The sequence below is a fragment of the Aeromonas australiensis genome (genome assembly GCF_000819725.1).
Taxonomy (GTDB): domain Bacteria; phylum Pseudomonadota; class Gammaproteobacteria; order Enterobacterales; family Aeromonadaceae; genus Aeromonas; species Aeromonas australiensis.
Map to the genome: position 1 here is coordinate 26607 of NZ_CDDH01000002.1, position 13680 is coordinate 40286.

Annotated in this window: 14 protein-coding genes; 7 read left to right on the plus strand and 7 right to left on the minus strand. The window is 57.7% G+C overall.

Annotated elements, in window-relative coordinates; all coding sequences use genetic code 11:
* Positions 1-46 precede the first annotated feature (46 nt).
* On the minus strand, positions 47-1645 hold the full coding sequence (locus BN1117_RS00380; RefSeq protein ID WP_040093954.1) for a BCCT family transporter: 1599 nt from the start codon (positions 1643-1645) through the stop codon (positions 47-49).
* 9 nt (positions 1646-1654) lie between these two features.
* Positions 1655-2182 (minus strand): hypothetical protein, encoded by a 528-nt coding sequence (locus BN1117_RS00385; protein ID WP_005335836.1) that lies wholly within the window; start codon positions 2180-2182, stop codon positions 1655-1657.
* 163 nt (positions 2183-2345) lie between these two features.
* On the opposite strand from BN1117_RS00385, the gene BN1117_RS00390 reads away from it, so the two are divergent.
* On the plus strand, positions 2346-2825 hold the full coding sequence (locus BN1117_RS00390; RefSeq protein ID WP_040093956.1) for a MarR family winged helix-turn-helix transcriptional regulator: 480 nt from the start codon (positions 2346-2348) through the stop codon (positions 2823-2825).
* A 70-nt stretch (positions 2826-2895) separates the two neighbouring features.
* Here BN1117_RS00390 and BN1117_RS00395 read toward each other — a convergent pair whose 3' ends face one another.
* Entirely contained in the window at positions 2896-3477 is a 582-nt protein-coding gene (locus tag BN1117_RS00395; RefSeq protein WP_040093958.1) for a YjaG family protein, read from the minus strand.
* A gap of 162 nt (positions 3478-3639) precedes the next feature.
* Here BN1117_RS00395 and BN1117_RS00400 point away from each other — a divergent pair, with 162 nt between their 5' ends.
* Positions 3640-4584, plus strand: coding sequence for a D-2-hydroxyacid dehydrogenase (locus tag BN1117_RS00400; RefSeq protein ID WP_040093960.1), 945 nt, complete (start codon positions 3640-3642; stop codon positions 4582-4584).
* A gap of 71 nt (positions 4585-4655) precedes the next feature.
* On the opposite strand, the gene mepM is transcribed toward BN1117_RS00400, so the two are convergent.
* Positions 4656-5993, minus strand: a complete 1338-nt coding sequence (gene mepM / locus BN1117_RS00405) for a murein DD-endopeptidase MepM (protein ID WP_040093962.1) — start codon at positions 5991-5993, stop codon at positions 4656-4658.
* Positions 5994-6253: 260 nt separating this feature from the next.
* Here mepM and BN1117_RS00410 point away from each other — a divergent pair, with 260 nt between their 5' ends.
* Both BN1117_RS00410 and BN1117_RS00415 read left to right on the plus strand, forming a co-directional pair.
* A complete protein-coding gene (locus tag BN1117_RS00410) occupies positions 6254-7552 on the plus strand; it encodes a LapD/MoxY N-terminal periplasmic domain-containing protein (protein ID WP_040093963.1) in 1299 nt (432 codons plus the stop codon).
* Positions 7549-8490, plus strand: coding sequence for a TAXI family TRAP transporter solute-binding subunit (locus tag BN1117_RS00415; RefSeq protein ID WP_040093965.1), 942 nt, complete (start codon positions 7549-7551; stop codon positions 8488-8490). Before BN1117_RS00410 ends, BN1117_RS00415 begins: the two co-directional genes overlap by 4 nt.
* Here BN1117_RS00415 and BN1117_RS00420 read toward each other — a convergent pair.
* Both BN1117_RS00420 and znuA read right to left on the minus strand, forming a co-directional pair.
* Positions 8485-9159, minus strand: coding sequence for a transglutaminase-like cysteine peptidase (locus BN1117_RS00420; protein ID WP_040093966.1), 675 nt, complete (start codon positions 9157-9159; stop codon positions 8485-8487). The genes BN1117_RS00415 and BN1117_RS00420 overlap by 6 nt on opposite strands.
* Before the next feature lie 67 nt (positions 9160-9226).
* Positions 9227-10156: a zinc ABC transporter substrate-binding protein ZnuA gene (gene znuA / locus BN1117_RS00425; protein WP_040093968.1), complete on the minus strand. Its 930-nt coding sequence runs from the start codon at positions 10154-10156 to the stop codon at positions 9227-9229.
* Positions 10157-10249: 93 nt separating this feature from the next.
* On the opposite strand from znuA, the gene znuC reads away from it, so the two are divergent.
* Positions 10250-11026 carry a zinc ABC transporter ATP-binding protein ZnuC gene (gene znuC / locus BN1117_RS00430; protein ID WP_040093970.1) on the plus strand — a complete coding sequence of 259 codons (777 nt, stop codon included), beginning with the start codon at positions 10250-10252 and terminating at the stop codon, positions 11024-11026.
* Between the two features lie 21 nt (positions 11027-11047).
* Positions 11048-11827 (plus strand): zinc ABC transporter permease subunit ZnuB, encoded by a 780-nt coding sequence (znuB, locus tag BN1117_RS00435; RefSeq protein WP_040093972.1) that lies wholly within the window; start codon positions 11048-11050, stop codon positions 11825-11827.
* 9 nt (positions 11828-11836) lie between these two features.
* On the opposite strand, the gene BN1117_RS00440 is transcribed toward znuB, so the two are convergent.
* Positions 11837-12727: a LysR substrate-binding domain-containing protein gene (locus BN1117_RS00440; protein ID WP_040093974.1), complete on the minus strand. Its 891-nt coding sequence runs from the start codon at positions 12725-12727 to the stop codon at positions 11837-11839.
* 91 nt (positions 12728-12818) lie between these two features.
* On the opposite strand from BN1117_RS00440, the gene BN1117_RS00445 reads away from it, so the two are divergent.
* Positions 12819-13676 carry a DMT family transporter gene (locus BN1117_RS00445; RefSeq protein WP_040093976.1) on the plus strand — a complete coding sequence of 286 codons (858 nt, stop codon included), beginning with the start codon at positions 12819-12821 and terminating at the stop codon, positions 13674-13676.
* Positions 13677-13680: the final 4 nt, after the last annotated feature.

Here is a 13680-nt window from a genome sequence, read left to right on the forward strand (position 1 = left end):
CATCCAGATTGATATGTGAGGGGGGTGCTAACCCCTGCTGGTGCCGTTATGCCGGACCAATTCGCTCCATCAAGCTCATATGGGATGAGCCATCGTGGCGCTTGAGGTTCTGGCGATACTCGAACTGGCGCTGACTCTCCTGCTTGAGCCCCAGCATCAGCGAATAGCACATCGCCAACATGATCACCGAGAAGGGCAGCGCCGCTATGATGCTGGCCGCCTGCAAGGCTGCCAGGCCGCCGGAGACCAGCAGGATCGCGGCAACCAGCCCCTGCCCAAGACCCCATACGGCGCGGTGCAGTACCGGCGGCTCCTGATCACCGATGGAGAGCAGGGTGGTGATGACCAGCGTGCCCGAATCACTGGAGGTGATGAAGTAGGTGCAGATAAGCAGGGTCAACACGGCCTTGGCGATCCAGCCGAAGGTTTCCCAGTGCAACAGCTCGACCGTCTTGTAGAGCGCCAGCGTCACATCCTGATTGACCGCAGCAACCACGCCGCCACCGCCAAACAGCTCCAGATTCATCGCCGTGCCGCCAAACACGGTGAGCCAGAACATGCCAAGCAGCGAGGGCACCAACAGCACACCGAGCACAAACTCGCGGATGGTGCGCCCCTTGGAGATGCGGGCGATAAACATGCCGACAAACGGTGCCCAGGCAATCCACCAGCCCCAGTAAAACGCCGTCCAGCTCGACTGCCAGGCCGAAGTGCCGTTGGCCTCGGTGTTGGTCCAGAAGCTCAGTTTGACGATGTTCTGCAGGTAATCGCCGATGTTCTGCACATAGGCGTTGAGGATATAGGTGGTCGGCCCCAGCACCAGAAAGAGTGCGAGCACGAACACGCTCAGCCAGATATTGAGCTCGGAGAGGATCTTCACCCCGCGCCCGACCCCGGAAACCGCCGACAGAGTGGCGATCAGGCTGATACCGCCAATCAGCCAGAGCTGGTTGGACTGCGATACGTCCATGCCGAACATCTGGTTGAGGCCGGTATTCATCTGGGAGACCCCAAGACCAAGGGAGGTCGCCACCCCGAACACGGTACCGAACACCGCTAGCACATCGGCCGCATGGCCCCAGAAACCGTAGATCCGCTCACCGAGAATGGGGTAAAGCACGGAGCGAATAGCCAGCGGCAACTTGCGGCGATAACTGAAGAAGGCCAGCGACAGACCGACGATCACATAGATGGCCCAGGGGTGCAGACCCCAGTGGAAGAAGGTGAGACGCATGGCGATCTGGGCCGCTTCCGGGGTCATCCCTTCGGTAATGAAAGGGTTACCCTGCAGGTGATACATCGGCTCGGCGATGCTCCAGAACACCAACCCGATCCCCATGCCCGCGCTAAAGAGCATGGAAAACCAGGCGAAGTAGCCGAACTCCGGTACCTGGTCGTCGTCACCCAGCCGGATGCTGCCAAAACGGCTGAACATCAGGTAGACAGCGAAGAACAGGAACAGGGCGACCACCAAAATGTAGTACCACTTGAACCCGGCAATAATCTGATCCTTGGCACCGACAAACCAGGCGGCCGCGGTGTCGGGAACAAATACGCCAAACAGCAAAAACAGGGTGATCACGGTGAGGGCCGTCATGGCCATGGTCGGGTTGAGGCCTTTCAATAGCCCTTTGCTTGCTCGCATCCAGCCTCCTTAGTCGTTGTTGAAAAAGTCTTCGCCCACATGATCACCGGCACCGCCGATGGCGCGATAGACCAGTTTGCCGGCTGCCTGTTCGCGGTGATCCACCAGCGAAACCGAGGGCTGGCCATTCACGGCGTGACGCTTGCCAAGGAAGATGGCCATGGGAACCCCCAGATTGGAGATACCGCTGGTGATCCAGAGGCGATTGAAGTCGTAGGAGCCGCCGATGAACTCCAGCTGGGCCAGGCCGGTATCGAGGCCGGTCAGATAGAAGTTCATGGCACTTTCGTCAGGAAAGAGGTGCACCAGCACATAGGCGTAGCGCAATTCATTTACCAACTCCTTTAGGTTAAAAGTACCTGTCTCGCTACAGGAGAGCGGCAGTTCGCCGTCATAGTGGTGAACCTTGAGGTTGTTGGGGTCTTCATCGTAGGCGGGCTGATAGCGGACAAAAGCAGAGGTATCAGGCAGTTCATAACGCACTCTGACCACACGTAACTCGGCCACCAGAGACTTGATATCCAGCTCGTCATTCATCATTTAGCTCCTCAAATGTCAGGGTGAATTCCGTGAAATGTCCGACAACCTAACACAGAATTAATTAGAGCAGAAATGATTACAGCAAAAACAATATTGACCTTGTGACGAATTGGGCGGAAAATTTTGCGCCTCTCCATAGCCCTCCAATGACGCACACCCCATGGAAAAACATGATGAAGTGCTGGTCGCCCTGCGCCAGATTATTCGTGCCATCGACATGCACTCCAAGCGCTTAATCAAAGAAGCCGGGCTCACCTCCCCGCAACTCTTGCTGCTCAAAGGGATCGACGAGCTGGGACAGATCTCCATGCGCCAGTTGGCCGATCACACCAACATGAGCCAAGCTACCGCCACCACCATCATGGACCGATTGGAGAGCCGCCAACTGGTGCAGCGCGTTCGCAGCAATACCGACAAGCGCAAGGTGCACGCGACACTGACTGACGCAGGCCGCGCCCTGTTGGCTCAAGCCCCGACCCCGCTGCAAGAGCGCTTCATTCAGCGTTTTCAGGCACTGGAAGCGTGGGAGCAAACCCTGCTGCTCTCCTCCCTGCAACGCATCTCCACCATGATGAATGCCGACGAGATAGATGCCGCTCCGGTCCTGAGCGTCAGACCCCTCACCGAAGAGCAGGCATAAGCGGCTGAACAATTTCAGGTATAAAAAAGCTCCCGACCGGGAGCTTTTTTATACCTGGGGCCACAGAGGATTACTCTTCCAGGCTGATCCCGATATTGGAAACGCCATCCTGAGAGGCGAAGGTTCTGATAGCCAGGATACGGTCACTGTCACGCTCATGGGCCACCCGCTTGAGCAGCTCAACCTGAAACTCCAGCTCGGCTTCCATGTACGCGTGCTCGTAGAGTTCCTCTTCGGTCAGATCCCGCTCCTCCAGCAGCTCGATAAAACCGGCCACGGTACCCACTGACGCATGGCTGGCATCGTTGGCCTCTTCGCCGACCCGGCAGATCACCGAGTTATAGGCGCAGCCCAGCGCAACGCAGGCATCCAGCGCAGGATAGGCACCGTAGGATTCAAACTTGCGGGGATCCGGAATATGGGCCTCAAACTCTTCCAGGATGGAACCCAAATTGACTCTGGAACCCTTGACGGTGAGGTAGACCCACATCTGATCCAGCGCATGCCGGAAAGCGCCAGCATTGCCAAAACCGGAGGCCTGACAGAACAGGGCATAGTTGGGGTACATGCGCTCTGCCAGCGCCAGGGTGTAGACGGTCTGTTGCCAAGGCTGTAGCTCGGCCAGTCGCTTATAAAACTTGTCACCAAACACTGGAGTCGGATCCTTTGCAAAATGTGGGGCAGATTGTAGCCCACGAGGGGCGCGGCGAAAACGAAAAAGCGCCCTGGTCGGCTATGTTGCAATATGAAGTCAGGTAAGATGGATCGAGAGCGGCATCTTGTCGCGCCGCAAATTCTGATAAGGAACAAGAGTATGAGCCAACGTACCCTTCTTTTGCTCAGCCAGGATAATGCTCACTACGAACGCCTGCTCAAGGCCGCCCACCTCCCCCATTTACGCATTCTGCGGGCCGACAATCAGAGCGAGGCCGAACAGCTGATCGGTGAGGCTCATATCCTGATGGCCGAGCCGGCCCGCGCCAAGCCACTGCTGCCAAAAGCGGATAAACTGCGCTGGCTTCAGTCGACCTATGCCGGTGTGGATGTACTGCTCGACTCGGACAGCCGGCGCGACTACCAGCTCACCAATGTCCGCGGCATCTTCGGCCCGCTGATGAGCGAGTATGTCTTTGGCCACTTGCTGAATTTGACCCGCCAATTGCCCCGCTATCGGGAACAGCAGAAACAGAGAGTATGGCAAAGCCACCCCTATCAAGGGCTAGAGGGAAAAACCATGCTGATCTTGGGAACCGGTAGCATAGGCCAGCATATCGCCCACACCGGCAAACATTTCGGCATGAAAGTACTGGGCATCAGCCGAACCGGTCGGGAGCGCGCCAGTTTTGATCAGGTCTACCAACTGCCTGCACTCAACAAAATCCTGACCCAAGCAGATGTGATCGTCAGCGTGCTGCCTGCCACCCGTGATACCCGCCACCTGTTCAATACCGCCCGCTTCGAGCATTGCAAGCCGAGCGCCATCCTGTTCAACGTTGGCCGTGGCAGCGCCGTTCACTCGGGTGATCTGCTCGTGGCACTGCGCACCGGCAAGCTGGCCATGGCAGTGCTCGATGTGTTCGAACAGGAGCCACTTCCCGCCGATAGCCCGCTGTGGGGACAACCCAACCTCATTGTCACTCCCCACAACAGTGCCTACAGCTTCCCGGAAGATGTAGCACAGATCTTTGTCCGCAATTACATCCGCTTTCTCGACGGCCAACCACTGGATGGCCGAATCGACTTCGACAAGGGCTATTAACCCCGATTGAGGATGAAAAAGCCCCGTCATTTTGACGGGGCCTTTGCATTTTCGAACATCAAAAACAGAGCTCAACCTGCAGCCAGTTCCTTGCGATAGTTTTGCACCTTGGCCAGGAACTGGCGACGCTCCTTGCCACTGAGCGGTTCAGCCATCGGTAGCTTGGCGGTCATGGCATTGACCGGGCGGTTATTGATCCGCAGCTCATAGTGAAGGTGAGCACCGGTCGATCGACCCGTGTTACCAGAGAGGCCAATCTTGTCACCCATTTTTACCCGCTGCCCCGGCTTGACCAACAGCTTGCTCAGGTGCAGATAACGGGTAGAGAGAGTGCGGCCATGCTTGATGACGATATAAGTGCCCGCCAGTGGGTGGCTAGTCGCCTTTTGCACCACGCCGTCACCGGTCGCCAGTACAGGCGTCCCAACAGGCAGGGCAAAATCGGTCCCCTCATGAGGACGCACCAGACCGGTTACCGGATGTTTGCGAGCAGGGTTGAAATGGGAGCTTATCCGATAGCGGCTGTGGGTAGGGTAGCGGCGGAAACCCCGCTCCAGGCTGTTACCCTGACCATCGTAATAGTTACCGTCATCGGAGAGCCAGGCCGACACCGTCTTGCCCTGGCTCATCATTTCTACCCCCAGCAACTGGCTATTGCCAGTGCTCTTGCCTTCAACAGTTTCCTGACGAACCAGCACCTTGAAGGTGTCACCTTTCTTCAGATCCTGGGCAAAATTCATCCGCCACTGAAACAGGTTGGCAATCTTCTGGATATGGCTGGCAGGAATCCCCGCATTACGGGCACTGACATAGAAGCTGCCGTTGATCACCCCGTTGTAACGCTGCGATTGCCACTCGACCTTCTCATTGATCATGGAGGCACTATAGACATCATCACTGCGTGCCATCACCAACGTCTGCTTGATGTTCAGGCGGATCTTGAGCTGCTGCAGGATGTTGTCCTGATCGATCAGCAGCTCGATATTCTGGCCCGGCTTGAGGCGCGCCAGATACTTCTTGTTGTCAGCATCCAGCACCTTGTAGAGGGTGGTGGTGGAGAGACCGAGATTGTTAAAAATGGCGGTCAGGTTTTCGCCGTTACGAACCCAGTAATCCTGCCACTGGGGGGCGGTGTCAACCGGGATATCATCATCCGGCGCACTCTGATCAACCAGTTCGTGATCGGGAATTTCGTTAAAGTCGGTGTTGTTTTCGTTGGTTGCCGTACCGGCGGTATCAATGGGTAACTCAAGACGCAGTGGCCGCTCAAGGATGTCACCCGGAGCTGGCAATAATGCCACTGCTGACAGGGTCATGGCCGTCAGCATCAGCATGGCGTAAAAGTGTTTGCGGGGAACCGGTGGTTCCCAATTGGCAGCCTGAACTACCAAGGGACGGAGACGTTTCATCCGCTATCCTGTATTTAGATCTAAAGAGTGTCAGTTGCGATGTCAGTTGTGACAGAACCGTATAAAACTATTTGTTGGACACAAAAAGTTACAAATAGTTCATCACAATCTGCATGAACCTCACATTTTATGCATAACCCGCCCGGATGGGCAGAAATGATCGTCTTTTTTAACCATTTTTTCCTATTTTTAAGAACCGGGTCGGATTCGACTCTGAATAAAAACCCAATATGTTGCGATAACTTTTCCATGGGGTGGATATGTCGTTAGCAAAACTGTTAACCAGAATAATTATCGTCCTGTTCCTGATCGGTGCGGCGCTGCTGTTTGCGCTGGAAGTCACAACAGTCCGCCAATCCATCCTCGACCAGATGTCAGCCAACCTGGAAACAGCCATCACAGCGCTCGGGCTGGTGCTGCAAGGCACCCTGCTCAATGACGACAATGTGCTGGCCGAGACCATCGTCAATGCCATGTTCGATGGCGGCTTCGTCAGCTCGGTCACCCTGATCGACCCTGATGGCCAGTTGCTGTTTCAAAAGGTCTTTCACTCTACCCAGCAAAATGTCCCCGGCTGGCTTCCCTCGGTTATCGGCATGCCCCCCGTCAAGATTGAGCAAGAGTTGACCGATGGCTGGCGCATGCTGGGCACTCTGACCCTTGAAGGACATAGCGGCTACGCCTATCAGCATCTGTGGAATGCCATCAGCCGCACCGGTCTGGCGTTGCTGGCGGGCCTCGTCGTATTTACCCTGATCATCTCCCTGGTATGCAGACGCCTGCTGCAGCCCCTGGAGCAGATCAACCTGCAGCTGATCCGCATCCGCAAACACCAGTTCAACAGCACCCTGCCCACCCCCTGGTTGCAAGACCTCAAAGAGGTGGCACTTTCCATCAACCAATTGGTTTCCGAACGAAAACGGGATCTGCTGCAGCAACGACTCAAGATCACCCAGCTGGGAAAACAGCTGCCACTGACGACCCCACAGCCGCTGCAAGGAGTGAGCCCGCTGCCGGAAGGTGGGCAACTGCAAAAATTTGTCTCCACCCAAGGGGAGATCGCACTCTATCAGCGTTTCTTGCCCAACCAGCCCCTCGGTGCCGACAGCAATCTCGCTACCATCCAGAGCGAGCTGCAGCAGTGGCAGCACTCTCATATAGAAGGGATCTTGCTGCCCCTCTCCCTGCTCAATCACCCACAATGGTCAGAGATCGCCCCTCTGCTAAGTCAGGGTCGAGGCAAAACACTGGATTGGCGCTGGGATGTGGCCACATTCCCCGCCCACGGCCAGTCCATCCTGGCCGCGCTACAGGAGCAGGGCTATGAACTCGCCTTCAGTGCCATTCCCCTCAATGCGGATACCTTCAATCAACTTGACCCGCTCAATCCCATCTTTATCAGCTGCCAACTGACCGATGCGCCGCTCTACTGGAATCTGCTCTCCCAGACCATGCATGCGGCCGGCTATACCCTGCTGGCAGAATCGGGAGAGTGTCGCGACATCGACAAACTGCGGACCTGGGGTATCGATGGTTATGCCAGGGAGGCGCAATCATGAAAAAGCTCGCCATACTGTTGCCCCTGCTGTGGCAACCCTGCCTGATGGCTGAAACCGTCACTATCACCACCGGGGGTGAGCAGGGGATTTATCACCAGATAACCAAAGAATTTTGCCGGTTGGCCCATGAGGTCGACGAGCAACTTGCGTGCAAACTGCAGAGCTCATCGGGTTCCATAGAAAACCTGCAACGCCTGAAACGCGGTGAGGTCTCCTATGCCATGGTCCAGTCTGACTGGCTCTATCAGGCCAGCAAAGGCTTGGGCCCTTTTGCCACCCAGCCGCAACCTGAGCTGCGCGCCCTGTTTGCCACCCATGCCGAGCCCTTCACCATAGTGATCCGTGCCGATGGCGATATCACTTCGCTGGAACAGCTCAAGCTTGCCCCCATCGATATGGGGTTGAAGAGCTCGGGAACACGCCAGACGGCGCTGGCCCTGTTCAACACCTTGGGAGCGAAAGAGCAGGATCTCGATCTGAAAAGCATGGCCAACCTGCCGGATGCGCTTTGTAGCAAGCAGATCGACGCATTTGCACTGGTGATGGGACATCCGAACCGGATTGTGCTCGACACCGCCAAACGTTGCGCTGTGACCTTCCTTCCGATAGATGGGACCGTGCGAGATCAACTGCTTAAGGGGGTCAAGTACTACCAACGCAGTCAGGTGCCCGCCCGCATCTACCCCGGCAATCTGAAGGCGACCCCCACCTTTGCCATTGCCGCCACCCTGGTCACCAATGCAAACATGCCGGAAGAGTCTGTCTATCGCCTGACCAAGGCCATGCTTACCCAGCAGACCAAATTCAATGAGCAGACTTATGGCTACGCCAATATGTTTCACCGGGCACGCAATAAAACCGGCCCGGTGCTGAGCATTGAACAGCATCCGGGCGCGGCGAAATATTTCGAGGAGTTGAAAGCGGCAGGCAAGCTATAGCTGGCGGCGGGGGGAGCGCAGTTGCTCGCTGGAGAAGCGGGTCTGCATTGATGTCCACTGCGCCAAACGATCGGCACTCCCGGCCAGCGTCCCTTCCCGCCGTGACTTCATGATCCAGATGCTTTTGGCATCGAAACTGTAAACGGGAATGAGATCGGTACGCTGGCTGCCCGGCAATATCCGGCTGTTGATATTGTCGAGCACCAGCGGATCTGATTTGGGGGTCGGGAAGTAGAGCGTCACCATGTGAAACTGGTTATATGTAACCGCCTTGACATAGGCCAGCCGCAGCTTTTTCTCATCGACACCCAGCTCCATCAGGGTGTAGTACTTGGCGATGCTGTAATCCTCGCAATCCCCACCCCGGGCGCCGATAAACTCCAGCGGATTGGCCCAGTAATCCTCATCCCCCCACAGCTTGGGATCCTCGCTGTAGGTCAGATTGTTGAAGTAGTTGTTCACCAGCTCGATCTTCTGCTGGTCAGTTGTACCCGCTCTGGGGGTGAGCAGACGAGAAAATGCCTCGGCCCGCTGAATAACGCGGCCGCCATACACCTCTTGTAACTTGGCCTGCAGAGACGGATTGGCAATATATTCAGAAAGACGCGATGCCTGCACGCTGGCGCAATATAGCGCCAGAGTGCAGGCCGGGATCAACAACCATTTCATACCGGACACTCCATGTCAGATGCTGGAGGTCAGTATAGTCCCTTCGGATGAGAGGCTCAGCCGCTGATCAGCGACACTGGGCAAATGCGTCAGCCAGCTGTTGCATGAATTGGGGATAACCATCCGGACCGAGCGGCACCTGTTCACCCACCTCATCCAGCAACAGCACCTTGGCGCCGGTATTGCGCGCCACCGATTCGATCACTGCCGGTGAAAATTGCGGCTCGGCATAGATACAGCTGGCCTGCTTCTCTTCCAATGCCTTGCGGATCTCCACTAGCGTCTTGGCACCGGGACGGCGCTCAGGGCTGACGGTAAAGTGACCCTTTGAACTCATGCCGTAGTGGCGCTCCCAGTAGCCATATGCCTCGTGGAAGACAAAGTACCCCTTCTGGTTCACTGCCTTCATCTGGCCGGCAATCACCTTGTCCTTGGCATCCACTTTCGCGTCAAAGGTTGCAAGATTGGCGGCATAGCGGGCTTGATTGGCAGGATCCAGCTTACCCAATTCGCTTGCGATCGCCTTGGCAATCACCTTGGCCTGGGTGGGGCCAAGCCAGATATGGGGATCGACCCCTTCGTGATGATGTCCCTCATGCCCTTCATCATGGTCGTGGGCAGCGTGGTCATGATCGTGCGCATCATGATCATGGGTGTCATGGCTATCCTGAGTCGCATAGTTGAACAGCGGCATTCCCTCAACCTGAGTCAGGGCCAAAGCATGGGGATGATTGGCCAGCGGCTTGGCCATAAACCCTTCCAGCTCGGGGCCAACCCAGACCACCAGATCGGCACCGTTGATGCTGCGAATATCGGAAGGACGCAGGGAGAAATCGTGGGGAGAGGCGCCGGTCGGCAACAACACCTTGGGCTCGCTCACCCCGTCGGTGATCGCCGCAGCGATGAAGCCAAGGGGCTTGATGGTGGTAAGTACCTCAATGGCACGAACAGGCAAACTCACCGCCAGCAGGGCAGTGAAGAACGCAATAATTCTCATTAATGAATCTCGTCAGAGGGTGAGTATGTGATAATATAACAGCCACTTTTTGTTATATTATAACTCTCACTGGCTGTAAACCCCGGAGTTGTCATGAGTCAACTGGTGGAGCTGAAAGAGGTCTCTCTCTCGTTTGATGGACGCTCTGTGCTCGACAAGGTCTCCTTTACCCTCAATAAAGGCAAAATCACCACGCTAGTCGGCCCCAACGGGGCGGGCAAGAGCACCCTGAGCAAGCTGGTGCTGGGTCTGCTCACCCCGGATTCGGGCAAGATCATCCGCAGCCGCGATCTGCGGGTCGGCTATGTGCCCCAGCGCCTCTATCTGGATCCTACCTTGCCATTAACAGTGCGCCGCTTCTTGCAACTGGGTAAAAACAGCCGCCTCTCCATTGAGGAAGCGCTGACCCGGGTGGGCGCAGAAGGATTGCTGGAAAACCGGATGCAGAAGCTCTCTGGTGGCGAGATGCAGCGGGTGCTGCTGGCTCGCGCCCTGCTGGTCAAGCCCGAGCTGCTGGTGCTGGACGAGCCGGTACAAGGGGTCGATATCACCGGCCAGATCGAGCTCTACGCCCTCATCGGCCAGCTCGCCGCCGAATTCAATTGCGCCGTGCTGATGGTCTCCCACGACCTGCATCTGGTGATGGCCAGCACCCACGAGGTGATCTGCCTCAATCGCCACGTCTGCTGTCATGGCGAGCCGGAAAGCGTGGCCCGCCACCCCGAATTTGCCCGTCTGTTCGGGCGACCGGAGCAGGAGGTGCTAGCGGTCTATACCCATCATCACCACTGCGATGGCGAACACCATCATCATGAACCGCAGGCTCCGGTCATCCGCCTGCCTTCTCGCAACAACGCTCACAGCAAATAGCGCAAGCAACAGGACATTCAAGTGGACAGCTTTCTGTTATACGCCCTCGCGGCCGGTCTCGGCATCGCCCTGCTGGCCGGCCCCCTCGGCAGCTTCGTGGTATGGCGCAAGATGGCCTATTTTGGTGACACCCTCTCCCACGCCTGCCTGTTCGGCATCGCGCTGGGCATCCTGCTGCAGGTCGATCTCACCCTGGCGGTGGTGGTCTGCTGCCTCGCCATGGCGATGCTGCTGGTGATCATGAGCCGCAACCAGCAGGTCGCGACCGATACCCTGCTCGGCATTCTGGCCCACAGCGCCCTGTCGCTGGGTCTGGTTACCTTGAGTTTTATGGATAACGTGCGGGTGGATCTGATGGCCTACCTGTTTGGCGACCTGCTCTCGGTACAACCGATGGATCTGCTCTGGATCTACGGCGGGGGCGCGCTGGTGCTGCTCACCCTGTGGCGGTTGTGGGATCCCCTGCTCTCCATGACTATCTCGGAAGAGCTGGCACGGGTAGAGGGGATCCGGGTCGATGTGCTGCGCTGCGTCTTGATGCTGCTGATAGGGCTGGTGATCGCCGTGGCGATGAAGTTTGTCGGGGCGCTGATCATCACCTCCCTGCTGATCATCCCCGCCGCCACCGCCCGCCGCTTCAGCCAGACGCCGGAGCAGATGGCCGGCTTTGCCGCGCTGATCGGCTGTCTCGCCGTGCTGGGTGGATTGACCCTCTCCTGGTATCAAGATACTCCGGCAGGGCCCTCGGTCGTCGTCTGTGCTACCACTCTTTTTGTACTGAGCCAATTCAAGCGCGCGTAACGGCGCAGACTAGAGCGGCATGCTCTGCCGTGTCTCCATCATCAGCCACTGGCGCAACCGGCTGATGGCAGGCTCATGGGCCCGCGAGCGCTTGCAGGTAAAGTAGAAGGCATCCCCCGTCTCCAGCTGGTGTACCGGCAAGGCCACCAGCTGGGGATCATCGGGCCGCAGCATGTAGTCATTCACGAATGCCACCCCCTGATCCCAGGCTGCCGCCTCCATCGCCAACAGCACATGGCTGAAGTGGTGCATCCGCGCCTCGTCAGGGATCACCAAGCCACCCGCCTTGGCCCAGCGCTGCCAATCCTCCCCCCGCGCCTTGTAGATGGACTGCACCGAGAGCAGGGGCAACTGCCAGATAGCCTCAGGCCACTCCCCGCTCACCTGCTGCAACAGGCGGCGACTGCAGACCGGAAAGAGCCGCTCCTGATAAATAAGATCGTGGCAATAGCCACGCCCATGGGGTGATACCGTGATAAAACAGTCCGCCACTCGATCAGATAGCTCGGGATCTTCCGCCACCATCTCCAGACTCAAATCCAGCTCTGGGTAGAGTTGGCGCAATCCGGCCAGGCGGGGGATCAACCACTTCACCGCAAACGAGCTGTAGACCGCAAGACGCAACTGCATTTGGGCCCCGCCACGCAACTGTTCGCTGCTTTGGGCAATCTGGCTGAGCCCGGCGGCAATCCCCTCAAAGTAGCTCTCCCCCTGTGGAGTCAACGAGAGCAACCGCCCCTGACGCAGCAGCAAGCGCTCACCGAGAAAATCCTCCAGCAGGCGGATCTGGTGGCTGACCGCACTCTGGCTGACGTTCAGTTCCAGGGCGGCGCGGGAGAAGCTGAGCAGCCGGGCCACCACTTCAAAATATTGCACCGCACGCAGGGGAGGCAGCTTCATTATCTAAATATCTCATGAGTGGTCATTTTTTATCATTTTACTGGATAACGCCCCCCGCGCTACCCTCCTTGCATCTGAAGTGGGAGGTGGTATGAATGCAGTAGGGATCGGCATCCTTTATCTGGTGCTGGGCAATATGGTGGCGGTCTTTTCCGATGCGCTGGTCAAGGTGCTGGAGCCAGATCAGCCCATCTTCCAGTTTGTCTTTTTCCGCCAGCTCTCGGCCGCCCTCCTGTTGATGCCCTGGCTGCTCTGGTCATGGCGCCGCAACCCGCCGGTGGCCATCAAGTGGCACCTGCTACGGGCCCATATCTGGGCGGTCGGCGTCTGCCTGATGGTGGTCGCCCTTACCCGTCTGCCCCTCGCCACCGCCAATGCCCTCTTCTATGCCGCGCCCCTGATGATGGTGCCGCTGGCGGTGTGGATGGCAGGAGAAGCGATCTCGCGCCAGAAGGTACTGACTGCGGTTATCGGCTTTATCGGGGTATTGATCGTACTGCGCCCGAGCGAGGTTAACTGGGCTGCGCTGGCGGCGCTCGGGGTGGCGCTGTCGATGGCGCTCAACAACCTGCTGATCAAGCGGATCCCGCTCAAGCAGCCCATCGCCCAGACCCTGTTTTTCACCAATGTGCTGAGCATGCCCTTCATCCTGGCGCTGGCACTGTGGGAAGGGGGCGACTGGCAGTGGCAGATGTGGTGGCCCGCCTTCGGCTCTTCGGCACTGATCATGGTCTATGCCGGCTTGTGCGTGGTGGCCTATCGCAAAGCGGAGGCGAGCAAGATTGCCTCGGCGGAGTACACCGGCCTGCTGATGGCGGTGGCCGTCGGGGTATGGCTGTTTGACGAGCAGCCGGGGCTGCCGCTGCTGCTGGGCTGTATCTGCATCGTCCTGCCGCTGGTGGCCATGGCCCGCAGCAAACCCAAACCGCTGGCCGAAGCGGCGGTTTAAACGC